Annotated in this window: 21 protein-coding genes; 16 read left to right on the top strand and 5 right to left on the bottom strand. The window is 71.7% G+C overall.

What is annotated here, in order from left to right; all coding sequences use genetic code 11:
- Position 1 precedes the first annotated feature (1 nt).
- The gene (locus F3T56_RS33540) at positions 2-547 is read left to right on the top strand and encodes a DUF4232 domain-containing protein (RefSeq protein WP_149829118.1); all 546 of its coding nucleotides are present in this window, start codon (positions 2-4) and stop codon (positions 545-547) included.
- A gap of 13 nt (positions 548-560) precedes the next feature.
- Here the strand turns inward: F3T56_RS33540 and F3T56_RS33545 are convergent, their stop codons facing one another.
- A complete protein-coding gene (locus tag F3T56_RS33545) occupies positions 561-1736 on the bottom strand; it encodes a DUF2786 domain-containing protein (protein WP_149829119.1) in 1176 nt (391 codons plus the stop codon).
- A gap of 114 nt (positions 1737-1850) precedes the next feature.
- Between F3T56_RS33545 and F3T56_RS33550 the strand changes: the two genes are divergently transcribed.
- The 8 genes from F3T56_RS33550 (at position 1851) to F3T56_RS33585 (ending at position 10283) form a co-directional block, all read left to right on the top strand.
- Positions 1851-2657: an ABC transporter ATP-binding protein gene (locus F3T56_RS33550; protein ID WP_149829120.1), complete on the top strand. Its 807-nt coding sequence runs from the start codon at positions 1851-1853 to the stop codon at positions 2655-2657.
- On the top strand, positions 2651-4831 hold the full coding sequence (locus tag F3T56_RS33555; RefSeq protein WP_149829121.1) for an ABC transporter permease: 2181 nt from the start codon (positions 2651-2653) through the stop codon (positions 4829-4831). The genes F3T56_RS33550 and F3T56_RS33555 overlap by 7 nt, the downstream gene beginning before the upstream one ends.
- Before the next feature lie 100 nt (positions 4832-4931).
- Positions 4932-5666: a Clp protease N-terminal domain-containing protein gene (locus F3T56_RS33560; RefSeq protein ID WP_149829122.1), complete on the top strand. Its 735-nt coding sequence runs from the start codon at positions 4932-4934 to the stop codon at positions 5664-5666.
- A 340-nt stretch (positions 5667-6006) separates the two neighbouring features.
- Positions 6007-7260 (top strand): helix-turn-helix domain-containing protein, encoded by a 1254-nt coding sequence (locus F3T56_RS33565; protein WP_281291934.1) that lies wholly within the window; start codon positions 6007-6009, stop codon positions 7258-7260.
- A 408-nt stretch (positions 7261-7668) separates the two neighbouring features.
- On the top strand, positions 7669-7860 hold the full coding sequence (locus F3T56_RS33570) for a hypothetical protein (protein ID WP_149829123.1): 192 nt from the start codon (positions 7669-7671) through the stop codon (positions 7858-7860).
- Complete coding sequence (locus tag F3T56_RS33575; RefSeq protein WP_216373031.1) at positions 7857-8141, top strand: hypothetical protein; 285 nt, start codon at positions 7857-7859, stop codon at positions 8139-8141. Before F3T56_RS33570 ends, F3T56_RS33575 begins: the two co-directional genes overlap by 4 nt.
- Positions 8138-8410 (top strand): DUF7848 domain-containing protein, encoded by a 273-nt coding sequence (locus tag F3T56_RS33580; protein ID WP_149829124.1) that lies wholly within the window; start codon positions 8138-8140, stop codon positions 8408-8410. Before F3T56_RS33575 ends, F3T56_RS33580 begins: the two co-directional genes overlap by 4 nt.
- A gap of 181 nt (positions 8411-8591) precedes the next feature.
- The gene (locus F3T56_RS33585) at positions 8592-10283 is read left to right on the top strand and encodes a bifunctional 3'-5' exonuclease/DNA polymerase (protein ID WP_149829125.1); all 1692 of its coding nucleotides are present in this window, start codon (positions 8592-8594) and stop codon (positions 10281-10283) included.
- 10 nt (positions 10284-10293) lie between these two features.
- On the opposite strand, the gene F3T56_RS33590 is transcribed toward F3T56_RS33585, so the two are convergent.
- Both F3T56_RS33590 and F3T56_RS33595 read right to left on the bottom strand, forming a co-directional pair.
- Positions 10294-13383: an AfsR/SARP family transcriptional regulator gene (locus F3T56_RS33590; protein ID WP_149829126.1), complete on the bottom strand. Its 3090-nt coding sequence runs from the start codon at positions 13381-13383 to the stop codon at positions 10294-10296.
- Positions 13384-13690: 307 nt separating this feature from the next.
- Entirely contained in the window at positions 13691-14548 is an 858-nt protein-coding gene (locus tag F3T56_RS33595) for a glycosyltransferase (RefSeq protein WP_246204153.1), read from the bottom strand.
- 200 nt (positions 14549-14748) lie between these two features.
- Here F3T56_RS33595 and F3T56_RS33600 point away from each other — a divergent pair, with 200 nt between their 5' ends.
- Positions 14749-15423, top strand: coding sequence for a DUF6000 family protein (locus tag F3T56_RS33600; protein WP_246204146.1), 675 nt, complete (start codon positions 14749-14751; stop codon positions 15421-15423).
- Positions 15424-15431: 8 nt separating this feature from the next.
- Here F3T56_RS33600 and F3T56_RS33605 read toward each other — a convergent pair whose 3' ends face one another.
- Positions 15432-16844 carry a Tat pathway signal sequence domain protein gene (locus F3T56_RS33605; protein ID WP_149829127.1) on the bottom strand — a complete coding sequence of 471 codons (1413 nt, stop codon included), beginning with the start codon at positions 16842-16844 and terminating at the stop codon, positions 15432-15434.
- A 234-nt stretch (positions 16845-17078) separates the two neighbouring features.
- Positions 17079-17945, bottom strand: coding sequence for a carbonic anhydrase (locus tag F3T56_RS33610; RefSeq protein ID WP_149829128.1), 867 nt, complete (start codon positions 17943-17945; stop codon positions 17079-17081).
- A gap of 252 nt (positions 17946-18197) precedes the next feature.
- On the opposite strand from F3T56_RS33610, the gene F3T56_RS33615 reads away from it, so the two are divergent.
- From F3T56_RS33615 to F3T56_RS33640, 6 genes are all read left to right on the top strand, one after another.
- Complete coding sequence (locus tag F3T56_RS33615; protein WP_149829129.1) at positions 18198-20627, top strand: ATP-binding SpoIIE family protein phosphatase; 2430 nt, start codon at positions 18198-18200, stop codon at positions 20625-20627.
- 179 nt (positions 20628-20806) lie between these two features.
- A complete protein-coding gene (locus tag F3T56_RS33620; protein WP_342787020.1) occupies positions 20807-21676 on the top strand; it encodes a LacI family DNA-binding transcriptional regulator in 870 nt (289 codons plus the stop codon).
- A 43-nt stretch (positions 21677-21719) separates the two neighbouring features.
- Positions 21720-22964, top strand: a complete 1245-nt coding sequence (locus F3T56_RS33625; RefSeq protein ID WP_149829131.1) for an ABC transporter substrate-binding protein — start codon at positions 21720-21722, stop codon at positions 22962-22964.
- Positions 22961-23935, top strand: coding sequence for a carbohydrate ABC transporter permease (locus F3T56_RS33630; RefSeq protein WP_149829132.1), 975 nt, complete (start codon positions 22961-22963; stop codon positions 23933-23935). The genes F3T56_RS33625 and F3T56_RS33630 overlap by 4 nt, the downstream gene beginning before the upstream one ends.
- A complete protein-coding gene (locus tag F3T56_RS33635; protein ID WP_149829133.1) occupies positions 23932-24765 on the top strand; it encodes a carbohydrate ABC transporter permease in 834 nt (277 codons plus the stop codon). Before F3T56_RS33630 ends, F3T56_RS33635 begins: the two co-directional genes overlap by 4 nt.
- A 65-nt stretch (positions 24766-24830) precedes the next feature.
- Positions 24831-25550: a hypothetical protein gene (locus tag F3T56_RS33640; protein WP_149829134.1), complete on the top strand. Its 720-nt coding sequence runs from the start codon at positions 24831-24833 to the stop codon at positions 25548-25550.
- Positions 25551-25552: the final 2 nt, after the last annotated feature.

The following is a 25552-nucleotide window of genomic DNA, read 5'->3' on the forward strand; positions in this document are numbered from 1 at the left end:
CATGCGCACCGCTTCCATCGCCACCGCCGCCGCTCTCCTCGCGGCCCTCACGCTGACCGCCTGCGGCGGGAGCGACGACGGGGACGGAGGAAAGGCGGCTGAGGAGACCGCCAAGAGCGACAGCACCGCCTGCACGGCGGACGGGGTCGACCTCGAGGTGGGTCCCAGCAGCGCCGCCCCGGCCGTCGGGGACGAGGGCGCCGTTCCCGTCACCGTGACCAACACGGGTGCCGCCTGCACGCTCAAGGGCATCGCCGGTGTCGAACTGACCGCCGGTGACTCCTCCTGGAAACTCCAGCCGCAGGAGGGCGCGTCGCAGGAGACGCAGCTGACGCTGGAGGCCGATCAGTCGATGACCTTCACGATCTCGTACGTACGCGGGGCCGCGGACGACGCGGAGAAGGGCGCCGCGGTGACACAGCTGGACGTCACCCTGCCCAAAGACAGCACGGCGCACACCTTCAAGTGGCCGGACCCCGAGGTCGCGATCAAGTCCGCGGATGTGTTGGAGGCGACCGTGGGGCCCTTCCTGCCCGCGGGCGACTGACCGTCTCAGAGGCTCACGGCAGCCGGGGCCGGACCCCCACCTGGGCCCGGTCCGCCGCTTCCGCGCCCTGTCGCCAGCCGACGGCGTCGGTGACGCCTCGTACGCGGGTGGTGACGGTGTCCGGGAACAGGTGGGTGAAGCGATCGCGTACGGCTACGTCGCGGGCGGCGAGGACGGGGAGGAGGTCGCCCGCGTCCTCGGCACCGGTGCCGGCGGCTCCGGCGGTTTCGGCTACCTGGGCCTCCGCGACCTCCGCCAGCCGGTCGCCGATCCGGTGGGCGTAGGCCGCCAGGAAGGACTGCCGGAACGTCTTGGTCCGCTTGCGGCCTCCCTTGCGCTGAGCCGCCTCCGCCTTGGTCATCGCGGTGGTGGCCTGGACGAGGAGTGAGGTGTAGAGGAGTTCGACCGCCTCCAGGTCGGGCTCGAAACCGACGACCGTGGAGAAGCCGAGGGGCTCGTTCCAGACGGCCTCGCAGCGGTTGGCGCGGGCGACCGCGTCGAGGAGTACCGCCTTGGCCGTCTCGTACGGCGGGTCGACGCCGATGCGGCAGGCGCCGGGCACGTCCTTGGCATGGGTGCGAGCGGCGAGCAGCGCCTCGTCGATGCTGTGCCGCGCCATCAGCTCCTGCGCCTTCGCACTGAGCGCCTCCGCCTCCTCCGGGAACTCCGTGGCCTCCGCCTTGGCGAGGAGGCCTCGGATACGGGTGAACATGCGGGACTCGGGGTGGTGGACCGTGGTGGCGGGGCGGCCCTGCGGGCGGTCCAGGGGTTCGAGGGTGGGCAGGCGCAGGAGCAGGCGGTACAGCTCCAGGGCGGCGGTGGCGTGGGAGAAGCGGTCGGTGCGGGAGAGGTGCCCTGCGAGGGCCCTGATCTCGTCGAGCTGTGCGGCCCAGCGGGGGCTCGGTGACGGCTGCCGCCGCTCGGTGGGCTGCTCGTGCTCCTCGACGATGAGCCGCGCGAGGAGTCGTACGTGTGCGTCTTCCAGCTCGCGCCGCGCGAACCGTACGGCGTCGGCGGGCTGCCAGCCGCGCCGCCAGGCCCCGGCGACGAACTCCCGTCCCCGCCGGGCGAGTTCCGCGTCGGCGGTCGAGTCGGCGGCGAGCAGCGAGGCGCCCGTGTCCAGGGCTGCGTCGGTGTCGGCGTAGAGGGCCGTCTCGAAGGCGCGGTCCACCGTGCTGGTCGTACTCACGTGTTCGATCGTGTCATGGGGTGAGGGCGGACGGCGGAGGTAGGGCTGGCCATACCCCCGGGACGCCCGCCAGTGGTCGTGTGCGGGCGGGCCGGGGGCGGTTCGCTGGTGGGCATGACCAGGACACAGGTGGACGAGGCCGGGACACCGGTGGATGAGGCGGCCGGGTTCGCGGCCGTACGGGTGCGGGGCCTGCGGCGTTCGTACGGGGATGTCGTCGCCCTCGACGGGGTGGATCTCGACTTCGGGGCCGGGACCTTCACGGCGGTGATGGGGCCCTCGGGGTCGGGGAAGTCGACGCTGTTGCAGTGTGCGGCCGGGCTGGACCGGCCGTCGGGCGGGACGGTGTGCGTCGACGGGGTCGAGCTGGGCGGGATGAGTGAGCGGCGGCTGACGCTGCTGCGCCGGGAGCGGATCGGTTTCGTGTTCCAGGCCTTCAATCTGCTCCCCTCCCTGACCGCCGCGCAGAACGTCGCCCTGCCGCTGCGCCTCGCCGGCCGGCGGCCCTCGCGCGGGGCGGTGCGGCAGGCGCTGGCCCGGGTGGGACTGGCCGAGCGCGCCGGACACCGGCCGGCCCAGCTGTCCGGCGGGCAGCAGCAACGGGTCGCGCTGGCACGGGCGTTGATCACACGCCCCGCGGTGCTGTTCGGCGACGAGCCGACCGGGGCGCTGGACACCACGACCAGCCGTGAAGTGCTCGGCCTGCTGCGGGAGTTGGTGGACCGGGAGGGCCAGACGACGGTCATGGTCACGCACGATCCGGTGGCCGCGTCGTACGCGGACCGGGTGGTGTTCCTCGTCGACGGGCGCGTGCACGGTGAGCTGGCGCGGCCGTCGGCGGAGGCGGTGGCGGCGCGGATGGCGGGGCTGGAGCGGGGTGCCGGGGTACTGGAGCAGGCTGCCGGGAGTGTGGCGTGCTGACCTTGTCGTCGCTTCGGGCGCGGTGGGCCGCGCTGGTCGGGTCGTTCGTGGCCGTCGCGCTGGGGGTGGGGGTGATGACGGCCATGGGGCTGGGGCTCGCGGCGACGCTCGATCCGCCCGCGCGTGCGCCGGAGCGTTTCGCCGCCTCCCCCGTGGTGGTCGCGGGCCTGGACACGCTCACCGTGGAGGTGCGGCGGGGGCCGGGTACGGCTCGGGTGTCGCAGAAGCTCGCGCGTCCACATCCTGTGGACGACCGGCTGCTGGCCCGGCTGCGGGAACTGGGGCCGGTACGGATGGACACCGCTCCGGGCTCGGGCGGCGTGGACGCCGTCGGGGTGGACGCGCCGGTCGAGGACGTACGGGCCGTGGTCGGTGATCGGGCCCGGGTGCTGACGGGGGACGACCGGCGGCGGGTGGATCCGTCGTACGAGCGGGACGGGGAGGCGCTGGTCGCCGTCAACTCGTTGCTCGGTACGGCGGGTGGGGTCACGGCGTTCGTGTCGGTCTTCGTGACGGCGTCGACGTTCGCGTTCGTCGTGGCGCTGCGCAGACGGGAGTTCGGGCTGCTGCGGATGGCGGGGGCGACACCGGGCCAGGTACGGCGGCTGCTACTGGGCGAGGCCGTGGCGGTGGGGGTGCTGGCGTCGGTGGCGGGGTGTGCGCTGGGGGCGTGGGGGGCGCCTTCGCTGGTGCGGGAGTTGGTGGACGGTGGGGTGGCGCCGACGTGGTTCGAGGTGCCGAAGTCTGTGGTGTGGCCGTATCACCTGGCCTTCTGGACAGGGGTGTCGGTGGCGCTCGCGGGCGCGTGGGTGGCCGCGCGGCGCGCCGGGCGGATCGGGCCCGTGGAGGCGTTGCGGGAGGCGTCCGTGGACACGGGGGTGCTGCCGCGGTCGCGCCGGGTGATCGGCTTTGCGCTGCTGGCGGGCGGACTCGTGCTGCTGGCCTGGAAGTTGGGGACCGATCCTGCCGAGTTGCTCAAGCGGAAGACGTACACCACCCAGCCGATGCTGCTGATCACGGCCGTGGCCGCGCTGGCACCGCTGCTGGTGCGGCCGGTCGTACGGCTGGTGGGGGCGTGTCTGCCCGGGGCCGTCGGGCTGCTCATCCGCGAGAACGCCGCCACGTCCGTACGGCGCACCGCCGCCGTCGCCGCGCCCGTGCTGGTGACGGTCGCGCTGGCCGGTTCGCTGCTCGGGGCCGCCGGGACGGTGGGCGAGGCGAAGGGGGCGGAGGTCGCGGCGCGGACCGGGGCGGACTTCGTCGTCACGGGTGGGTCGGAGGCGGCGGGTTCTGCGGCTGGCGGGCTGCGGGTCGCCGAGGTGGACGGGGCGGTTGTGGCCGGGTCGGCTTCCACCGCCGTGTATGTGGTGGAGGAGGGGACCGCGCTCGTACGGTCCGACGCGTGGGCGGTGACGGATGTGGCGGCCTTCGCGTCGGTGTCGCGGCTGCCGGTGGTCGCCGGTGACCTGCGCGATCTCGACGACTCGTCGATCGTCGTGAACGAGGAGTGGGAGCGGCGCGAGGTGGGTCAGTGGGTGCGGGTGCGGCTGGGGGACGGGCGTCCGGTACGGCTGCGGATCGTGGCGGTGCTCGCGCGGGGCGCGGGGGACAACGGAGCGTATGTGACCGCCGCGAACGCGGGTGGGGCGGTGGTGGACCGGGTCGACGTACGGGTGGAGCGCGGGGCCGACCGGGAGGCGGTGGCGGCGGCTCTGCGGGAGAGCGGGGGCGGGCCTGTCAGGGTTCAGTCGGCCGGGGAGTGGCTGGCGGCGAACCGGCCGGCGACCGGGGCGCAGACTCGGCTCGGGTTGTTCGTGGTGCTCGGTATCGCCCTTGTGTACGCGGGGATTTCGCTGGCCGGGACGCTGCTCATGGCCACGTCGGCGCGGGGTGCCGAGCTGCGGTCACTGCGGCTGGCGGGGGCCACGCGGCGACAGGTGCTGGGGGTTGTGGTGGGTGAGGCCCTGGTCGGGGTGGTGGTGGGAGTGGTGTTGGGCGCGGCCGTGACCGTGGTGAATTTGGCGGGGGTGATGGGCGCGTTGGGGGTGTTGTCGGCACCGGTGGGGGTGGCTGTGCCGTGGGGTGTGGTCGGGGGGTGTGTTGGGGCCTGTGGGGTTGTGGCTGTGGTGGTTAGCGGGGTGGCGGCGCCATCCAGCTCGGGGGGAGCGGTGTGAGGGCGAGTGGTGGTGGGGGTTGTTCGCGCAGTTCCCAGACCCGGCCACGGGGTGTCAACCTGGGGTTGACGATGGGCGACCGTCAACCTACGGTTGACACATGACGACGAACCCACGAGTTTCGGCTTCCGTGCGTCTCGACGACCTCATCGAAGCCATCAAGAAGGTCCATCCGGAACCGCTCGACCAGCTTCAGGACGCGGTGATCGCCGCGGACCACCTCGGTGACGTGGCCGACCATCTGATCGGCCACTTCGTGGACCAGGCCCGGCGGTCGGGCGCGTCCTGGACGGATATCGGCAAGAGCATGGGGGTGACCCGGCAGGCGGCGCAGAAGCGGTTCGTGCCGAAGGCCGAGGTGGACCTCGACCCCAACGAGGGGTTCGCCCGCTACACCCCGCGGGCCCGCAACGTGGTCGTGGTCGCGCACAACGAGGCCAAGGCCGCGGGGAACGCCGAGGGGGTGCCGGTGCATCTGGTCCTCGGGCTGCTCGCCGAGCCCGAGGGGCTGGCGGCGAAGGCGATCGTGGCGCAGGGGGTTTCGCTGGACGCGGTGCGGGAGGCGGCGTTGGCCGTTGTGCCGCCGACCGTCGCCGAGGTTCCCGAACTCCTTCCGTACGGGTCCGATGCGAAGAAGGTCCTCGAACTCACCTTCCGTGAGGCGCTTCGGCTGGGGCACAACTATGTCGGTACCGAGCACATCCTGCTCGCCCTTCTCGAGTTCGAGAACGGGGAGGGGGTGCTCAGCGAGGTGGGGGTGACGAAGGAGGCGACCGAGGCGAACGTGGCGGAGGCGTTGCAGACGTTGCGGATGTTCGGGGAGGAGCAGCCGTAATAGGGGTTCGCCCCCGCCGCCCCTACCCGTCCCATGGCGCTGTTGGCGGATCCCGTAGGCACTGGGCAATTGGCGATTCCGTCTCAGCGACACGCCTCCTTTTCCGCCTATCGCTGAGACAGAGCCGCCAATTGCTGCCTGCTGACTGACTTCGCCAACAGCGTCGTCCCATCCCCAGGGGCTGCCCCCAGACCCCCGCTGTCGCCCTTCGGGCTCGTCGAGAACCCGGCAGAGTTACACGCGGCAGGGGCGGGAGGCTGGCATACAGCGGGATCCTCACGTGAGTGCGGCCCTGCCCCATACCCTGACAGTGTCGAGCTGTGCAGAGAGGGGCAAGGCCGTGTCGTCTGAAGATGCTTCCCCGGACCCGTATGCCGATCCGCTGGTCTTCGGCCAACGGCTGCAGATCCTGCGTACCCGCAGGGGTATGACTCGCGATCAGTTGGGCGGATTGCTCGGCAGGTCCGGGTCCTGGGTCAAGGGCGTCGAGACCGGACGTCTGAAGACGCCCAAGCTGAAGACGATCCTGCACATCGCCGAGTTGCTGCGCGTCCGCGACCTGTCGGAACTCACCGGCGACCAGTCCGTACACGTCGAGTTGTTCACCGGTCCCGGTCACGCCCGCCTCGCCGCGGTCAAGGCCGCGGTCGATGTCTTCCCGCTCACGACGCCGCGAGAGGCGCCCCCGGCCGCCCACCTTCAGGCGCGGCTCGCCCGTGCCTGGAAGGCCCGGCACGAGGCGCCCAACCACCGCGAGGTGATCGGCGCGTTGCTGCCGGATCTGATCCGGGACGCCCAACTCGCGGTGCGGCAGGCCGAGACCGCCCCGGATCACAGGGCGGCTCAGGCAGTGCTCGCCGAGGTCTACTCGCTGTGTCAGTTCTTCGTGGCCTACCAGCCGGATCCTGCCCTGTTGTGGCGTGTCAACGAGCGCACCCTCATCGCCGCACAGGAGTCCGAGGACCCGCACGCCATCGGGGTGGCCGCGTGGCTGGCGGCGCAGGCGCACCGCGACGCGGGGCGGGCGCACTTCGACGCTGCCGACGCGGTCAATCCGGAGACTCTGGCGTACCTCGAACCGCTCCTGCCCGATGCCTCGGACGATGTCCTCGCCATCACGGGCGCCCTCACCTTCGAGGCCGGATACACCGCGGCTCGACGGGCCGAGACCGGTACGGCATGGCGATACTGGGACCAGGCGCGCGCCATGGCAATGCGGCTCCCGGAGGACTACTACCACCCCGTGACGTCGTTCTCCCGCGCCGTCATGGGCGCGCACGCGGTCACCGTCGCTGTGGAACTGCGCCAGGGGGGCGAGTCCGTACGGCAGGCCACCGCTGCGGACGCGGTCACGATCAAGTCGAGGCCGCGACGAGCCCGGCACCGCATCGAGGAAGCCCGCGGCTACCAGCTCGACGGGCAACCTGACGTCGCACTCGCCACGCTGGAGAAGGCGCACGAGGCAGCACCGGAGACGATCAAGTACAACGGACACGCGAAGCGCATCGTCCTTGAAGAAGCCGAGTCCAAAGATCAGGTCCGCCGCCGCCGCGCATCCCAACTCGCCGTGAAGATTGGCCTATTGGCCGCGTAACGGCAGGGGCACAATCTGTGCCCCTGCCTCCTTCTCGCCGCTCCTACGGTTGAAGACCACGAAGACACCGGCGACCGCTCACGACGGTCCCGGGGCGTGGTCGACGCTGCGAAGGAGCACCAACATGCGATTCGTATCACAGCCCCTCGAACGGGTGAGAGCCCTGCTGTTCGGGCCCCGGAAACCCGGCACGCGCCCCCTCCCCGACCATCCCGTGCAGGTACCCGCGTACGCGGTGCGGCCATCGCCGGAGCCGTGGCGGGCTGTGCTTGCGTTCGCGTGCCTGTGTCGCGTCGGACGTGACCCCGTCCCGCTGGACGCCGAGCACCCCTTCGTACGCGCCTACGTCCTCCCGCCTGAAGAGCGCCAACGTGCCTTGTCTGTAGGTCAGTTCACTGAGGTGAGCCGATGAGCGGCGGAAGGGTCGAGTCGCGCGTGCGGAACGCCGAACTGCCCATGCCGCGCGCTTACCGCCTGTGGTTCGAGCACACGACGAAGTGCCCGGACTGCAAGGGCAAGCCCAAGGCGCAGGACGGATGCGAGGCCGGGCGGGAGCTGTGGGGCGCGTACCGCCTCGCGCGGACCGGGAGGACGTCATGAACTGGGGTGTCGAACGCACTCCGGGCAGCCGCGTGCACCGTACCGGCGATGGCGAAGTCGCCGTTCCGCTGCGGCTGTCCCGGAACGGGGAGCACGCGACGGACGCTGAGCTTGTGCTCTCCCTGGTCGAGGCGGAGCATCTCCACGCGTCCCTGTGCCGTGCCCTCGACGGCCACCCGGTGCCCAGGGACGCACCGGACTGCCGGGAAGCCGTCGAGGCCGCCGAGGTGCTGAGTGTCAAGGTGGCCGAAGCGAACCGGCGTAGCAGGGGGGCACTGTGACGCGTTCGATCATCAAGGCCGCCGCATGGACCCTGGGGCCGGACACCGGCGACGACACCCCGGAAGGCGTCTGTTCCGTGGTCTGCCTGTCCTGCGGGGCGGAGTCGGCGCCCACGGAGAACGAGCGACTGCCTGTCGAAGTCCGGGCGCTCAAGCACACCGGTCTGAACCCCGACCATCGACGGTTCAAGGCCCAGGCAGAGACGTTCTGGTGTGTGACTCCGGCGGAGGGCAACCCCTACCGCGAGACAGACGCCCAGGGCGCCTGAGCACCCGCACGACAGCACCAAACCCGATGGCTGCCGCGTCCGGGTGCAGGACAGCGACAGGCGCGTAAGCGCCCGGGCGCGGACCCGCTCCTCCCCTGCCCGGAGCGGGTCCGCGCCCCCAGCTGGGGCGGCGATGGCGAGGACAAGGGCATTGTCAGACCCTCCTGGCACACTCCCCCTCATGAGCGACCGTTGGGCTCTTGCGCCTGCTGAGGAGGGTGGGGTGGATGTCGTGCCCCTCGGTGATGGCGGGCTGCCCGCGGGGCCGGTGGCGCGGGAGTCGGACCTGGTCGTGGCTGTGCGGAGTCGGCCGGAGGTCACGCGGTGGGTGTGGGGGGCCACCGCCGAGGTGTATCCGCGTCTGCTCGCCGCGGGGGTGCGAGTGGAGCGGTGTTATGACGTCGAGGTCGCGGAGACGTTGTTGCTGGGGCACGAGGGGCGGCTGGGTGAGCCCCGGTCGGCGGCGGCCGCGCTGGCCCGGCTCCGCCACACCCCCGTCCCGCCGGATCCGCCCCTCCGCTCGGCCGACCCCGGTGCTCAGCCCTCCCTCTTCGAGCCGCGCACCGTCCACGTACCTCTGACCGACCTCCTCGACGTGTACGCGGAGCAGCAGCGGCGTCACGACGCGACGGCCCGTCCGGACCGTATGCGGCTGCTGACCGCCGCCGAGTCCGCCGGCACGCTCGTCGCCGCCGAGATGAACCGGGCGGGGATGCCGTGGCGGGCGGATGTGCACCGGGAGGTGCTGCATGAGCTCCTCGGGGAGCGGTATGCGGGCGGTGGGGAGCCCAGGCGGCTGGCCGAGCTCGCGGACGAGGTGTCCCAGGCCTTCGGGCGGCGGGTGCGGCCCGATCTGCCCGCCGATGTGGTCAAGGCGTTCGGTCAGGCGGGGATCAAGGTGCGGTCCACCCGGCGGTGGGAGATCGAGAGCGTGGATCATCCGGCCGTGCCGCCGCTTCTCGAATACAAGCGGTTGTATCGGATCTGGGTCGCGCATGGGTGGTCCTGGTTGCAGGACTGGGTTCGGGACGGGCGGTTTCGGCCCGAGTTCCTGTCCGGGGGGACCGTAACGGGGCGGTGGGTGACCAATGGCGGGGGCGCCCTGCAGATTCCGAAGGTTGTTCGGCGGGCCGCCGTCGCCGACCCGGGCTGGCGGCTCGTCGTCGCCGACGCCGATCAGATGGAGCCCCGGGTGCTGGCCGCCATCTCCCGCGACCCAGGGCTCATGGAGGTCGCCGGGCGCGACAGCGACCTCTACCAGTCCGTCTCCGACCGGGCCTTCGCCGGTGACCGGGCGCAGGCCAAGCTCGCCGTGCTCGGCGCCGTCTACGGGCAGACCTCCGGCGACGGACTGAAGAACCTCGCCGCGCTGCGCCGCCGGTTCCCGAAGGCCGTCGCGTACGTCGACGACGCCGCCCGCGCGGGCGAGGAGGGACGGCTCGTACGGACCTGGCTGGGGCGTACGTGTCCACCGGCCGTCGGAGGGACGGCGGGCCCGGCGGAGGAAGCGGGCCTTCCGCAGGAGGAACCGGTCGGCTCCCCCACCACACAGGAGTGGACCCCCGGCTACGCCTCCACCAACTCCCGCGCCCGCGGCCGCTTCGCCCGTAACTTCGTCGTCCAGGGCAGCGCCGCCGACTGGACCCTGCTCCTTCTCGCCGCCCTCCGCCGCGCCCTCGCCGGCATGGCCGCCGAGCTGGTCTTCTTCCAGCACGACGAGGTGATCGTGCACTGTCCGCAGGAGGAGGCGGAGGCGGTGGTCGCGGCCATCCGGGAGGCGTCGGAGCTGTCCGGGTGGCTGACGTTCGGGGAGACGCCGGTGCGGTTTCCGTTCACTACGGCGGTGGTGGAGTGTTATGCGGATGCCAAGTGACCACACCGGCTCACTGGTCGGCCAGTAGTTTCCGTAGCTCCCCCGCTACCGCCGAGTCCGTGCCGTCCAGGACGGTCAGGGCGCGGGTCCATTCGCTGTGAGCCTCCTCCGTTCGGCCCTGTGCTCGCAGCAGCAGGCCCCGCTGGTGGCGGGCGAGGCCGGCCACGTACTGGTCGGCGCGTCGTTCGGCGAGGTCGAGGAGGAGGGTGCAGTCGCGGTCCGCGCGGTCGGTCTCGCCCAGCTCGCGCAGGGCGCGTACGAGGCCGAGCCGGGTCTGGGCCTCGCCCTGCCAGTCCTCGTCGTCGCCGAGGACCCGCAGGCTCTGCTCGAAACTGCGTACGGCGGCGGCCGGCTCGCCGAGTCGGAGGTGGGCGTAGCCGATGTTGCAGTGCGCGGTGTGCCGTACGACGACGCTGTCGGCGATCTCGCCGAGGGCCAGGCTCCGTTCGTGGTGGGCGATGGCGGCCCGCGCGTCGGTGTGCTTGTACAGGTTGCCGAGGTGGCTGAAGGTCACCGCCTCGCCGTACGGGTCGCCGAGTTGCCGGGACAGTTCCAGGCTCTGCCGCAGCGTCTCCTCGCTCTCCTCGTACCGGCCGAGACTCTCCAGTACGAGCCCCCGGTTGTTCAGACACCGCCGGACGCAGGACACGACCCCTAGCTTCCGCCACAGCGTCAGGCCCTGGTCGTTGAGGTCGAGCGCCTCCGAGGTCCGGCCGGACATGAAGTGCAGCCCTGCCCGGTCGGTCAGCGCGAACGCCTCCGCCTCGTCGTCCCCCAGCGACCGCGCGACCTCCAGGGCGATCCGCCCGAGGACGTCCAACTCGGCGAGCCGGCCGCCGCGGTGCAGATACGGGAAGAGGTGCCGGACGAGGGCGGGGATGTGGGCCGCCGTCGTACTGTCCGCGCGGCGTGCGCAGCGGTCCACCAGGGCGACGATGCCGGGGAGTTCGCGGTCGCCCCAGGCGAAGGCCTCCTCGGCTGTGGCGAAGGGGGCCTCCATGACCGCCGGGCCTGTCGGGCCCGCCATGGCCGCCGGGTCGGCCATGGCGGTCGTGCCGAGTCGTTCGTCGCGTTCGTAGCCCGGGGGGAGCAGTACCAGCAGGCTCTGGCGGGCGCGTACGGCATACCAGCGCAGGGCCTGTTCGACCGCCTGCGTGGCCTCGGTCGGGCCGGCCGTGTCGGCAAGTTCGCGGGCGAAGTGGCGTACGAGGTCGTGGGGTTCGTAGCGGCCGTACGTCGTCTCCTCAAGCAGGGCCACGTCGACGAGGCGGTCGAGCGCGGCCTCGGCGCGGGGCTCGTCGGTGCCGGCCAGGCGGGCGAGGAGGGGGGCGCCGTACGCGGGCAGGTCGAGGGCGCCGATGAGGCGCAGGGCGCGGGCCGCGTCGCGGTCGGTGTCGCGGCCGGAGGCGCGCAGGGCGTCGTGGGCGACGGCGAGGGAACGGCGGACGCTCAGGTCGTCGTATTCGAGATGGCGCAACCTGCCGTCTGTGGCAGCTAGTTGACCTGCCAGCGTGTCCGGGGTGAGTGCCCGGCGGGCGGCGAGGCGGGCCGCGACCACGCGCAGGGCCAGCGGGAGGCGGCCGGTGAGTTCGACCAGGGGGTGCGCGGCGTCGAGTCCCGCCGCCCTTCCCGACGCGGCCCGCAGCAGCGCCGCGCTCTCGTCGTCCGACAGCGGGGCGAGCGGGAAGCGGTGGGCGCCGTCCAGCGCGGTGAGCGGCGAACGGCTCGTCACGATCACCACGCAGCCGGCGCCGGCCGGGAGCAGGGGGCGGACCTGGGCGGCGTGTGCGGCGTCGTCCAGGACCAGCAGGGTGCGGGTCGGGGCGAGGGTGGAGCGGAGCAGAGCCGCTGCCGCGTCGGGGTGGTCGGGGATGCGGCGGGGGTCCGTGCCGAGGTCTCGCAGGAGTGAGGCGAGGGCTTGGGTGGGGGTGAGGGGGGTCATGCCCGGGGTGGCGCCGTGCAGGTTGATGTAGAGCTGGCCGTCGGGGAAGTGGTCGGCTAGTTCGTGGGCCAGGTGGAGGGCGAGGGCGCTTTTGCCTACGCCGGGCATGCCGCTCAGTACGACCGTGATGGCTGGGTGCCTGATAGCTCGGGGGGTGCTGTCGGTTGGCGAGTGCGGGCTGTCCGTGGCTTGTCGCGCAGTTCCCCGCGCCCCCGACTTGGCGAGGTCGTCCTTGGCTCCAAGCACACCGCGCAGTTGGGCCAGCACATCCTCACGGCCCGTGAAATGGGCTGGCGGCGGGGGGAGCTGGGCCGGGCGAGGGGGCTCGGCGGATGCGGCGCCTTCGCGCGTCTCCGGTTCGTTCTCCCGGGCCCCCTGTTCCCGGAGGATCTCCAAGTGCGCCTCTCTCACCGCCGGCCCCGGTTCCACGCCCAGCTCGTCCAAGAGGCGGGCGCGCAAGTCGCGGTGGACGGCCAGGGCCTCTGCCTGGCGGCCCGTGCGGTGGAGGGTGAGCATCAGCAGGCGGTGGAAGGCCTCCCGCAGCGGATGCCCGGCGACCAGGGCGGCCAGTTCGGGGGCGAGGGCGGCGAGGGCGGTGGTGCTCTCAGGGCCCCGCGCCAGGTGGAGTTCGGCGTCGTAGCGGCGTTCCAGGAGCAGCAGGCGTGCCTCCTCCAGTCGTTGCACGAACGCCTGTGCGCCGAAGTCGGCCACCGGGAGGCCGCCGAGGGGCGTTCCGCGCCAGAGGGCGAGCGCGGCGGTGGACTCGCGTACCGTCCGCGCCCAGTCACGCGCGGCGTGCGCGGCGCGCGCGGCCACGGCGTGCGCCTCGAAGACGCGGACGTCCAGCTCGCCCTCGCCGACCCGGAGCAGATAGCCGGGCGGTACCGCGCGCAGGCGCTCGGGGTCGTCCAACAGGCGGCGCAGCCGGGTGACATGGTTCTGCAGGGAGGCCTGCGCGGACGGGGGCGGTGCCGCGTCCCACAACACGTCCTTCAGCGCGTCCACCGAGACGACCCGCCCGGGTTCGAGCAGCAGCGCCACGAACAGGGCGCGCATCTTGCCGCTGCCGACCGGGCGTACGCCGACGCCGACACCATCCGTCTCGGCGTCGTAGAGAACCGGCGGACCCAGCAGTCCGAACCGCAGCCCGTCCCGCATAGAACCCGCCCGCTGCCTTCCCGCACCGCCGAACCGGGCCCGCCCCGCGGCGACTTCACCGCCGCCTCCCGTACGGCTCCCCGTGGAACCGTTGGGCTCATGTTAGCGATCCGTTGGCGGGACCTGATGTGATCACTTCATCGGATCCGGCGCCGACGGCGCACGCGTACTACGCGTAGCTCGGGGGAGTGCCGCCGCCGCTGCCGGATCCGAAAAACCGCACAAAGCGCTGTGCCCCGGTCGGTGGAGGTGAACGACCGGGGCACAGCGCTTCGTGCGTGGGAGAAGTCGCTGTCGGGTCGGAGTGTCAGAGGATCGGCGGCCGGCCCAGCCGCGTGAGGTGCCACACCGTCCGCCAGCGCATGGGCCGTCGCTCGCCGCCCGATGTGCGCCAGCCCTCCGTGAAGCCGCCGAACCATGCGCGCAGTCCGGCCGCCGAGCGCACCCGCAGCAGGGTGATGAGCACCCATACGCCCAGGTGGACGGGGATGAGGGGCAGCGGAAGCCAGCGGCGGGCGAGCCAGACGCGGTTGCGGGCGTTCACGCGGTAGTAGATGGCGTGGCGGGCCGGTGAGGTCTTCGGGTGCTGGAGGAGGAGTTCGGGCGCGTAGAGCACGGTCCATCCGGCGTCGACGGCCCGCCACGCGAGGTCGGTCTCCTCGTGCGCGAAGAAGAACTCGGCGGCCCAGTCGCCCGTTTCGGCGAGCATGGCCATGGAGAGGGCGTGTCCGCCGCCGAGGAAGCCGGTGACCGGGCCGCCCCGCATCGGGTCCTTCGCGCCGACCCTCGGCACGTGCCGCCGCTGGGTCTCGCCGTGTTCGTCGGCGATCCGGAACCCGACGATCCCAAGCCGGGGGTCGGCGGCGTACAAGTCCCGTACCCGGCGCAGCACATCGGGATCGACGAGCAGGCCGTCGTCGTCCAGCTCGACGACGGCGTCGACGTCCCCGAACTCCCGCAGCCGCTCGATGGCCACGTTGCGGCCGCCGGGGCAGCCGAGGTTCTCATCCACCTCGATGGGCGTGACCTCGCCGGTCAGACCGAGCCGTTCCGCGAACTCGGGCAGCGGGCAGCCGTTGCCCACGATCACGATCCGCTCGGGCGCCACGTCCTGCTTGGCCACGGAGGTGAGCAGCGCGTCCACCTCGGCGGGCCGGTTGCCCATCGTCACCACGGCGACAGCGACCCGAGGCCCCGCCTCCAGCACGACACCCACCCCATCCACGACCGGTTACGGCGGGGATGCTAGTCGTTCATGTCAAGGACTACTTAAGGACTCTTCAAGTACGCCGCTGGGGACGGCGATTCGCCCGGCCGGGATCTGCGCTTGCCGGATCCACGCTCGCCGGGATCTACGCTTTCGCCATGACCGCCCGGAGAGAACCGCACACGTCGAGTGGTCTGCTCGGGACCCCGGAGGAGGAGGCCGCGTACTGGCACGCCGTACGGCGCTACGTCCTCCCCCGCGCCGACCGACGGAGCATCGGCCGCTACGGCGAGTTGCTGAGCGGCCGTTACCGCCGGTTCGAGGGAGCCACCCGCAGGCGCTTCCTGCACCCTCTGCTCGTCGACGCCTCGTCGATCACGGACGCCGACCTGAACCTCCTCCTCTCCTTCGGTTGGCGGCCCCGCCTCACCGCCGCCTGGCTGATCGGCGTGTCCCGGCGGACCTCCTACCGGACCCGTATCGGCGAACTGCTGCTCGACAGCGAGGTGGTGTACGCGGGACTGGGGTACTGCTTCGCCCTGGCCCGTTTCGGGACCGAAGAGGACGCCGAGATCCTCACCGCGTACCTGAACCGCTATCTGCCGCGCACCGACCTCCACTACGACCAGCCGGTCGCCCTGGGTGCCCTCCTGCGCCTCGACAGCCGACTCGGTACGGCCCACGCGGCACCCTTCACGGAACCCGGCGGCCTCTTCGACCGCTGGGTGGACGGCGTCGCGCTCATGGGCTACCGCTCGAACCCACCGGCCCAGGAGCAGGCCGCCATGGACGAGATGTGCGACTTCGCCGACGGCTGGACCCTGCCGGGCTGAAGCCCCCGTCAGGCCCGCAGCGGATTCGCCCGTACCGCCGCCATCAGGTACCAGGCCGTCGCGCCGGTGTGCCGGTACGGGTAGTAACCGAAGCCGAAGCCGGTATCGAGGGGGCTGGTGGCGGAGACGACGCCGGAGCGTTCGGGCAGGGTACGGCCGCCCACGGTCTGGCCGGTGCCGAGGAGGTCCTGGGCGCGTTCGATGGAGTCGAGGAGCCGCCGGGCACGCGCCTCGTCGCCGCGTGCGCCCCGGTCGCGCAGGGCGAGCGCGAGATGGGCGGTTCCCTCGAACCACACGCCGTTGCGGTTCGGCTTCGGCTGGAACTCGGCGATCGGCGCGTCCTCGTTCGCGACGAGACTGGCCGAGCTGAAGGTGACACCCGCGTACGACTGCCCGGCCGGCACCGTGCTGTTGCGCCGCTCGGCGTGGTCCAGGACGGCCAGTTCGGTGGCCGCCCAGTCCAAGGACCTGGAGTACCGGTTCGAGTCGAGGGCGAGGTGGGTCCAGGTCTGGGTGTCCTCGGGGATGGGGGACTTGTTGATGGTCACCCCGTCGTTGGTGCCCGTGTAGAAGAAACCTCCTGACGAGCCCTGCCCCTGGGTCGGCTCCCACATGCCCTTCACGAACGCCTCCGCACGCGCCCGCCGCTCCCACCACACCCGGTCCCCGGTGAGCCGGGCGAGCCGTCCGAACAGGCAGATCAGGTCGGTGTTGTGCTCGGTCGAGGTGAACGGCAGCTTCTCGTTCGCCCCGTTGACGCCGAACTTGTAGCCGCCGAGGGGCTCGTCCGTACGGCCGGTACGCTCGATCCACTCCCCGATCCGCACCGCCGCGGCCAGGAAGCGCCGGGCCCTGGTCCGCCGGGCCAGCGCGCTCAGCGCGATCCCGGCCCAGGCCATGTCCCCGACTGCCGTACCCGTGAAACCGAACTGGGTGCCGACGTTGACTGTCCCGTCCGCCCGCACGAACCCGTCCGGCTGCGGCACCCCGTCGAAGGAGACGTACGGCCCGACGTTGTACGCCTGGCGCAGCCGGCCGTCGTCGTACGCCGGGTCGTGCTCCTGGGCGTAGATCAGCGCGTCCCCGAGTGCCACGGCCCTGGCCTGCCCGTCCGCCGTCCGTACGGCGAGGTGGGCGAGGATCGCCAGCGCGTTGTCGTACGTGAACGCCGTGCTGAACAGGCCCGCCTGGTCGGTGTAGCTCTGGGTGAGGCGGATGTCGCCGTGGTCCGGGTAGGCGTCCATGGCGGCGGCAAGGAAGGCCTGCCCGCGACGCCGGGCGGAGGCCCCGGCCGCTCGGGGCACCGCCGCGTGGGCCGGGGCGGAGCCGAGGGCGGTGAGCGCCGCCGCGACCCCGAGGCCGGTGCCGAGGAGCGTGCGGCGGCTCAGTGCCGGGCCTTGTCTGACGGTCCTGCCGGTCATGGGTCTCCCTAGCTTGAGAGCGCTCTCACGCAGCTGCGCGCTCATTGTGCTGGTGCTCCCGGGGCGGGTCAACGCTCATGACGTTCAAGCACATTGAAGAAGATGGGAGAGGATGGGGAGACGCGGGCGTCCCGCGCACTCTGTCGGTGCGCGGGACGCCGTCCGGGCTCCAGGGCCCTCCGGCGCGCGGACTCCGCGACGCGGACCCGGTGACCCGGTCCCGGAGCGGCGAGGTCAGTCCTCCACGACACTGACCTCGCGGTCGTTCACCGGCTGCGTCGGCCGGTTGCTCTTGGGGAACAGCTCCTTGTACGCGGCGACCTCGCCCTCGGAGACCGGGACCTCCTCCTTCAGCACGGTCCACTTGACGCCCTCGGCGCAGGGCGGCGTCGTCAGGGAGCCCTCGTACTGGTACTGGTCGCGGTCGCCCGGCAGGAACGTGGTGAGGTCGAAGGCCTTGGTGATCTTCTCGGTGGCGCCTTCCTCGGCCGGCAGCTTCGCGAACAGGTCGGCGAAGGCGGACCCGCCCGACTTCGCGTCGTCCTCGTCGTCCATGAGCACGCCCACGACGGCGAGCGCCCCGCCCTTGTCGGCGTGCACGAAGTGCAGCTCCATGTCGGCGTGCTCGCCGTCCTCGGTGTGCTCGCTCGGGAGGTGGAAGTGGAACTGCTTGAGGTCGTACGAGGTGCCGTCGATGACGATCTTGCTGCCTGCGGAGACGTTGGCCTGGATGGTGTGGCCGTTGTTCACCAGCTCGGCGGTGACCGGCTTGTAGTCGATGGTGACGGCCTTGTTCACCGGCGCGTCGACGGCCTTGTCGTCGTCCAGGTCGATCGGGGACTGCTCCTTCCCCTCCTCGCACGCCTCGAAGTCCTCGGCGAGGGTCGCCCAGTTCGCAGGCCCGCCGGCGCCGTCATAACCCCAGTGGGCGCCCTCTTCCTTCTCCTTCTTCTCGTCGGCCTTGTCGTCGGACCGGGGTGACGCGGACACGTTCGCCTTGGCCTTCGGCTCCGTCTCACTGTCGCCGCAGGACGTGACCGTCAGGACGGTGAGGGCGGCGACTCCGACCAGTGCGGCCCTGCGTATCACTCGGGAAGACACGCTTGTTCCACCTCGCGGAGGTCGACTGTTCGTGGAGTTCGGTCACCCACTGGGCGCCTGACTCCACTGTTCGATCTCGTCGAACAGCGCTGGGACAAGCGAAGAACAGGGCAGAGCCAAGCAAGGTAAGAGCTCGTACAACATTCGGTCAGCGGGGCCTCACCCTCGCCGGGCGAGTCCGACTTGTCCGTTTCATGCACAGCGAGCAGGCTGAGGACTACGAGTGACACACCCGGCGCGAATTGAGCAGGAATGGACACCAGAAGGCCGGTTACCCCGACAGCATCCGGTCACTATGCGTACTCGGCCGATGCGGCCACGGCCACCATCAGCCCCGAAGGCGTCGTCATGGGCTGGAGCGAGGGCGCGCGACGGCTGCTGGGCCACGGGGCCGCGGAGGTCGTGGGGCGGCCGGCGGCCGATCTGATCGTCCCGGCGGAGGGCGCCGGCCCGGCCGGGTTCTCCCTGATCGATCTGCGGGACTCCCCCGAGTTGAGCGGTACGGCGGCCCTCCGGCACCGGGACGGTCACAGCGTCGAGGTGGCGCTGCGGGCGTATCCGTCGCTGGACGGGGAGGGTGAGGTGCAGGCGTACGTGGTGACGGCGACGACCATCGCCACCGCCACCTCGGCCGACTCCCCCAACAGCTCCGCCCCCTCTCTCCTGGAGTGGTCCCACGCGCAGTCGCCGCTGGCCATGTCCCTGTTCACGTCGGGGCCGCAGGGGTGGCGGCTGGACGAGGCCTCGTCGGGGGAGCCTCCGGGGGAGGCCGCCGAGAAGAGCTTCCTGCGGCTCGTCGCGCAGGTGGCCGACGAGGGGCGGCCGATGCGCTACGAGCGCACCGCCCCGGGGCCCTTCTCCTCCCGTCAGCAGGCCTGGTTCACCGAGATGTGGCCGGTCAGGGACCCGGACACCGGCGAGGTGTGCGGGGTGGGCACGGCGACCTTCGACAGCAGCGAGGAGCACTGGGCCCGGCAGCGGCTGGCCCTGCTGAACGAGGCCGGCGCCCGTATCGGCACCACCCTGAATGTGTCCCGTACCGCCCAGGAACTGGCCGATCTGGCGGTCCCCCGGCTCGCCGACTTCGTCAGCGTGGACCTGCTCGACTCCGTGCTCAAGGGCCGGGAACCGGCGCCGGGGCCGCTCGACTCGGCGGTGCGGTTGCGCCGGGTCGCGCACCAGTCGACGTACGAGGGAGTGCCGGAGGCGGCGGTGGCCATCGGCATGCAAGACGCGTACCCCCCGTTCTCCCCGCCCGCTCGCGCCCTGGCCACCGGGAAACCGCTGCTCAGCGGCTTGGACGACCCGGACTATCTGCGCTGGGTCGGGGAGGACGGGAGGCGGATCGAGCGCGTACGGCGGTTCGGGTTCCACTCGGTCATGGCGACGCCGCTGCGGGCCCGTGGGATCACGCTCGGGGTGATGTTCCTCGCGCGCAGGGAGGGCTCGAAGCCGTTCCAGCTGGACGATCTGGTGCTCGCCGAGGAACTCGCGGGCCGGGCGGCCGTGGGCATGGACAACGCGCGCCGGTACACCCGTGAACGGACCAACGCGCTGACCCTCCAGCGCAGCCTGCTCCCCCGCGATCTGCCCAAGCAGGCGGCGGTCGAGGTGGCGTACCGCTATCTGCCGGCCGGGTCGGGGGCGGGGGTGGGCGGCGACTGGTTCGACGTGGTGCCGCTGTCCGGTACGCGGGTCGCGCTGGTCGTCGGGGACGTGGTCGGGCACGGGCTGCACGCCTCCGCCACCATGGGGCGGCTGCGTACGGCGGTACGCACCCTCGCCGACGTCGATCTGCCGCCGGACGAGCTGCTCACCCACCTCGACGACCTGGTCACACATCTGACCTGGAACAACGAGACCTTCCCCGACCAGGTGGAGATGCCGTACGCCGGTGAGATCGGCGCGACCTGTCTGTACGCCGTCTACGACCCGGTCTCGCGGGTCTGCACCATCGCCAGTGCCGGGCATCCGCCGCCCGCCGTGGTGTATCCGGACGGCGCGGTCAGTGTGGTGCGGCTGTCGCCGGGGCCGCTGCTGGGGGTCGGCGGGCTGCCGTTCGAGGCGACCGAGGTGGAACTGCCCGAGGGCAGCCTGCTCGCGTTCTACACCGACGGTCTGATCGAGGCCCGTGACCACGACATCGGTATCGGCATGGACCGGCTGTGCGAGGCGCTCGCCTCTCCCGTGCCGTCCCTGGAGGGCGCCTGCGACACCGTGCTCAAGGCCCTGCTTCCCGATCCCGAGACGCCCGCCGACGACGTGGCCCTGCTCCTCGCCCGTACCCGTGCGCTGCACACGGACCAGGTCGCGGCCTGGTCGCTGCCGTCCGACCCGGCGATCGTCGCGGACGCCCGCGCGCAGGCGTCCCGCCAACTGGCCCTGTGGGGGCTCGAGGAGGCCGCGTACGTCACGGAACTCGTGGTGAGCGAGCTGGTCACCAACGCCATCCGCTACGGCGCCGTACCCATCGGGCTGCGCCTCATCCGCGACCGCACCCTCATCTGCGAGGTCTCCGACGCCAGCAGCACCGCCCCCCACCTGCGCCGCGCCCGCGCCTACGACGAGGGCGGCCGCGGGCTGCACATGGTCGCCCAGCTCACCCAGGGCTGGGGCACCCGCCAGACCGCCACCGGCAAAACCATCTGGACCGAACAGCCCCTCCCGGCCAACTCACGATGACCTCCCCACCCCCTCCGACCCCAGCCTCGCCCGCGACCGCGCCGGCTGCGGGACGGGGTGGGTCCGAGTCGCGGGGTGGTGGGGCGGAGGGGGGCGGCACCCCGGCGGCAGGCGGCGGCGGCACGCGCACGCTCGGGCTGGTCTATCCCCCTGCCGGGCGGGGGCGCGACTACACCGGGATGCAGTTGGCGTTCGTCGGCGGGGTGGCCGAGTCGGCCACCACGTACGACTACGACCTGTTGCTCTCGCCCGCGGAACGGGCGGGAGATGCCTCGTTCCAGCGGATGGTCGACGGGGGGCGGGTGGACGGGGTGATCGTGATGGAGATCAAGTTGGAGGACGACCGGGTCGAGTATCTGGCGCGGAGCGGGTTTCCGTTCGTGACAATCGGCAGGAACAGCAGGGCGGAGGAGACCAGCTGGGTCGACCTGGACTTCGCGGGGCTGGCCCGCGGTTGTGTGTACCACCTCGCCGATCTGGGCCATCGCAGGATCGCCTTCGTGAACAGGTCCGAGCAGCTCTTCCGGAGCGGTTACGGCTTCGCCCACCTCGGCCTGGAGGGCTACACCAAGGCCATGGCGGAGCAGGTGCTCACCCCCCACGCGTACCTCTGCGACGACGAGGTCACCGCCGGGGAGGCGGTCCTGGAGCGGATCCTGCTGGACGACCCGGCGACCACCTCGCTCGTCACCATGAACGAGGCCGCGCTGGAGGGCCTCTACCGCGGTCTGACCCGGCACGGCCGCCGCGTCCCCCGCGACTTCTCGGTCGTCGGCGTGGCCGCCGGCCGCTGGGCGGAGCAGGTGGACCCGCAGCTCACCGCCGCCGAGATCCCCGCCAAGGAGATGAGCCGGGTGGCCGTCGAGCTGATGATGCGCCGCCTCGACGAACCGGAGGCCCCACCCCGGCACGTCCTCCTCAAACCCCTGATCTCCCTCCGGGAGAGCACCGGCCCCTGCCGCCCGGTCCCCGGATCGGAACCCGAACAGGAATTCCCCGACCTCGACCAGTTCCCCGACCTGCCGGACCTCCCGGGTTCCGATTTCTGAGCCCCCACTCCCCCATCCCCCCCACACCCTCACGGAGCAGCGCATGTCCCACCCCGTCGACCGCCGCCTTTTCCTGCGCGCCGGCGCAGCCTCTCTGGGCCTCGGTCTCGGTCTCGGTTCCGCCCTGACCGGCTGCGGCTCCGACAAGCAGAGCGGCACGGTCACCCTCACCTGGTGGGACTACTTCACCCTGGACAACTTCCAGCCCGCCTTCGCCCGGCTGATCAACGACATCGAGGCCCGGGTCCCCGACGTACGCATCAAACGCCGTACGTTCCCCTTCGCGGACCTCGAACGGCAGATCACCCTCGGCGCGGTCTCGGGCGACCTCCCGGACATCGCCATCGTCGACAACGTCTCCATGAACTCGCTCGCCGGCAGCGGTCTGCTGGCCGACCTCACCGAGCGGGTGGAGGAGTGGGGCCAGGCGGACGAGTACTACGAGGGCCCCTGGAAGGGTTGTCAGGTCGAGGGCAGGACCCTCGGCCTCCCCAACAGCAGCAACTGCCTCGCCCTCTACTACAACACCGAGATGCTCGACGCGGCCGGAGTGAAGCCCCCGAGGACCTGGGAGGAGTTCGCGGACGCGGCGCAGCAGCTGACCAGTGGGGAGCGGTTCGGGCTGGCGATGAGCGCGATCAGGACGGAGGAGGGGGTGTTCCAGTTCCTGCCGTTCCTGTGGCAGGCGGGCGGCGACCTGGACACCTTCGCGACCGACGGCGCGACCGCGCTCGCCTTCCTCGACGACTTCGTCGCCAAGGGTTCGCTGTCGGGGCAGTGCGTGGGCTGGACCCAGCAGGACGTCAACACCCGGTTCGTCAACGGGCGGGCCGCGATGCAGATCAACGGCCCGTGGCAGCTGCCGACCATCAAGAAGACGGATGTGCAGTACGGCGTCGTCGCGCTGCCCCGCGACAAGGAGTCCGCGACCTGTCTGGGCGGCGAGAACTGGGTGGTGATGGCGAGCAGCGACCATCAGGGCAAGGCATGGGAGGTCCTGGAGTACACCCAGCGGTCCTCGGTCCTGGTGCCGTATCTGGTGGCGCTCGGCAACCTCCCCGCCCGCAAGGACCTGGCGGACAGCGGCACCTGGGCCTCCGACCCGGCCCTGCGTCTCTTCCTCAGCCAGCTGCCCGTGGCCCGGCCCCGCCAGTACGGCCCGGGTTACTCCGACGCCGCCCAGTCCGTCGCCGAGGCCGAACAGGCCGTACTCACCGGCGGCACCGCCCCCTCGGCCGCCGCGAGGACCGCCGCCACGAAGATCGACAAGGCGCTGGAGGAGAGGTGAACCGAAGCCGCCGCAAGCCGGGCCCGGCTCTCCCACATGGCCGTACCGCACCACCCCGACACGCCCGCCCCCGTACCCGTCCCCTCACCGCCCGTCGAAGACGCGCCGGGTACCTCTTCTCCCTCCCCGGCCTGCTCTTCCTCGCCCTCTTCCTGGCGTACCCGCTGCTCTACAACGTCTGGACGTCCCTGCACGCCGTACGCCTGCAGGAACTGCTCGCCGGATCCCCGCGGTTCGTCGGCCTCGACAACTACCGGACGACCCTCGACGACCCTGGCTTCTGGCACGCCGTACGGCTCTCGGTGGTGTTCACGGTGGGCTCGCTGCTGTTCCAGTTCGTCATCGGCTTCGCCCTGGCGCTGCTCTTCGCCCGCCCGTTCCCCCTGAACGGCCTGCTCCGCTCCCTGCTGCTGGTGGCCTGGCTGCTGCCGCCGGTGGTCAGCGGCACCCTCTTCCGCTGGATGCTCGACCAGGACGCCGGCGCCTACAACGCGCTGCTCCGCGCGGTCGGCCTGGACGCCCTGGCCCACGACTGGCTCCTCGACCCCGGCACCTCCCTGGCCGGGGTGATCTTCGCCAACGTCTGGGTGGGCGTGCCCTTCAACATGCTGCTGCTCCTGGTGGGCCTGCACACCATCGACCCGGAACTCCACGAGGCGGCGGCCCTCGACGGCGCGAACACCTGGCGGCGTTTCCGCTGGATCACGCTCCCCTTGATGCGCCCGGTATCGGTGACCGTCCTTCTCCTCGGCCTCGTCTACACGTTCAAGGTCTTCGACCTCATCTTCGTGATGACGGGCGGCGGCCCGGTCGACGCCACCAGCGTGCTCTCCCTCTACGTCTACGACATCTTCTTCAGGTTCTTCCGCTTCGGCGAGGGCGCGGCGGCGGGCCTGCTTCTGCTGCTCGTACCGCTGCTCGTGGGCGTGGTGTACGTACGGCGGTTGCGCGGGGAGGGGGAGGCGGCGTGACGTACCGCGCGGGAGGACGGCCGTGGTTGCTCACGGTGACGGCGACCCTCGTCACCGCCGCCTTCCTCCTCCCGGTCTACTGGATGGTCAACACCAGCCTCACCAGGCCCGATCGCATCCTGACCGAGACCCCGCAGTGGATCCCCACCCCGGCCACCACGCAGAACTACACGACGGCCCTGTCCGACGAAGCCCTCCTGCGCGCCCTCCTCAACAGCCTCGTCATCTCCTCCGGAGTGGTCGCCCTGACCCTGCTCCTGGGCGTCCCCCTCGCCTACGCCCTCGCCCGCGTCCCCATGCGCGGCTCCGGAACCATGGTGCTCGCCCTGCTGATCGCCCAACTCCCGCCCAGCATCGTGCTGGCGGCTCCCCTGTTCATCCTGGAACGCCGGGCCGGCATCGACGACACGTACATCGGTCTCATCGCCGCCGACACCACCCTCACGCTGCCCTTCGCGGTGATCGTGCTGCGTCCCGTACTGCGGGGCGTGCCGAGGGAGTTGGAGGAGGCGGCCCTGGTCGACGGCTGCGGCCCGGTGGGCGTACTGCTCCGGGTGGTCCTCCCCATCATGGCCCCCGGCCTGGTCGCGGTCGCCGGGCTCTCCTTCCTCATCGCCTGGGGCGAGTTCGTCTTCGGCCTCACCCTCGCCGCCGAGCCCGCCGTCCAGCCGGTCACCGTCCTCCTCAACGCCTTCGTCGGCACCCACGGCACCGCCTGGGGCGCCCTGATGGCCACCGCCACCGTCATCAGCATCCCGGTGGCCTGTGTCTTCGCCGCCTTCCAACGCTTCATCGTGGGCGGCCTGACGGCGGGGACGGCCAAGGGCTGACGCCGGTCCGGCACGATCGGCGATGGGCTCGCCGGGTTCACTCGACGTCGCCCAGCGGTCAGAGGGTGTTCAACTCTCAGGTGGTCCTCGCGGCCGTCGACAAACAGCTCGCCACCCTCGAGCGCTGTGCGGAAGATCCCTTTCAGTACGGGGTGTTGACCGTGCGGCTTCCGGTGCGTGCCGATCCCGTATCGCGGGCCGACTGGCATCCGGTACGGATCCGTTTCCGCCTGCCACCCCACGTCCCCGCCCACGCCGCCTTGTGCGCGCCCACCCTGCGCGTACGCCAAGGACGGCTGCTGCTCGACGTGCCCTACGCACACGCGGTCCCCAAACCGGAACGGGCCGGACACTCCCGGGCGGTGGCCTTCGACTGGGGTTTGAACACCCTGCTCACCGGCGGCACCCTCCACCTCACCGGTGAGACCCAGCCCCGGGTGCTCACCAACGGACACCCGGTGTTCTTCCGCGCCGCCGGAGTCCTGGCCAAGGCCGACCGGCTGCGCTTGATCGGCGAGCACATCGGCGCCCGCATCGACCGACTGCGGATCCTGATCACCTCCCGGCAGGAGCGCGGGATGCGCCCCAGCCCCTGGCAGGTGGCCAAGCTCGCCGTCCTTCAGGCGGAGCGGGAGCGGGTGGCCCGGCGGCGGACCCGTCTGAACGCGGCCCTCGCCAGGGCAGCCGCCCGTTTCATGGTGGATCACGCGATTGCGGCCGGGCGAGCGTCATCTACCTCGAAGACCTCCGCGACATGGAAGCCCGCGGCAAGGGCCGCACCCTGAAC

The organism is Streptomyces tailanensis (genome assembly GCF_008386495.1).
GTDB classification, from domain to species: domain Bacteria; phylum Actinomycetota; class Actinomycetes; order Streptomycetales; family Streptomycetaceae; genus Streptomyces; species Streptomyces tailanensis.

Coding starts and splice junctions, on each gene's coding strand:
- F3T56_RS33620 (WP_342787020.1), top strand. CDS start 20,807: ATGCAGTTGGCGTTCGTCGGCGGGGTGGCCGAGTCGGCCACCACGTAC.
- F3T56_RS33575 (WP_216373031.1), top strand. CDS start 7,857: ATGAACTGGGGTGTCGAACGCACTCCGGGCAGCCGCGTGCACCGTACC.
- F3T56_RS33570 (WP_149829123.1), top strand. CDS start 7,669: ATGAGCGGCGGAAGGGTCGAGTCGCGCGTGCGGAACGCCGAACTGCCC.
- F3T56_RS33625 (WP_149829131.1), top strand. CDS start 21,720: ATGTCCCACCCCGTCGACCGCCGCCTTTTCCTGCGCGCCGGCGCAGCC.
- F3T56_RS33600 (WP_246204146.1), top strand. CDS start 14,749: ATGACCGCCCGGAGAGAACCGCACACGTCGAGTGGTCTGCTCGGGACC.
- F3T56_RS33560 (WP_149829122.1), top strand. CDS start 4,932: ATGACGACGAACCCACGAGTTTCGGCTTCCGTGCGTCTCGACGACCTC.
- F3T56_RS33585 (WP_149829125.1), top strand. CDS start 8,592: ATGAGCGACCGTTGGGCTCTTGCGCCTGCTGAGGAGGGTGGGGTGGAT.
- F3T56_RS33550 (WP_149829120.1), top strand. CDS start 1,851: ATGACCAGGACACAGGTGGACGAGGCCGGGACACCGGTGGATGAGGCG.
- F3T56_RS33590 (WP_149829126.1), bottom strand. CDS start 13,383: ATGCGGGACGGGCTGCGGTTCGGACTGCTGGGTCCGCCGGTTCTCTAC.
- F3T56_RS33595 (WP_246204153.1), bottom strand. CDS start 14,548: ATGGGCAACCGGCCCGCCGAGGTGGACGCGCTGCTCACCTCCGTGGCC.
- F3T56_RS33605 (WP_149829127.1), bottom strand. CDS start 16,844: ATGACCGGCAGGACCGTCAGACAAGGCCCGGCACTGAGCCGCCGCACG.
- F3T56_RS33540 (WP_149829118.1), top strand. CDS start 2: ATGCGCACCGCTTCCATCGCCACCGCCGCCGCTCTCCTCGCGGCCCTC.
- F3T56_RS33615 (WP_149829129.1), top strand. CDS start 18,198: ATGGACACCAGAAGGCCGGTTACCCCGACAGCATCCGGTCACTATGCG.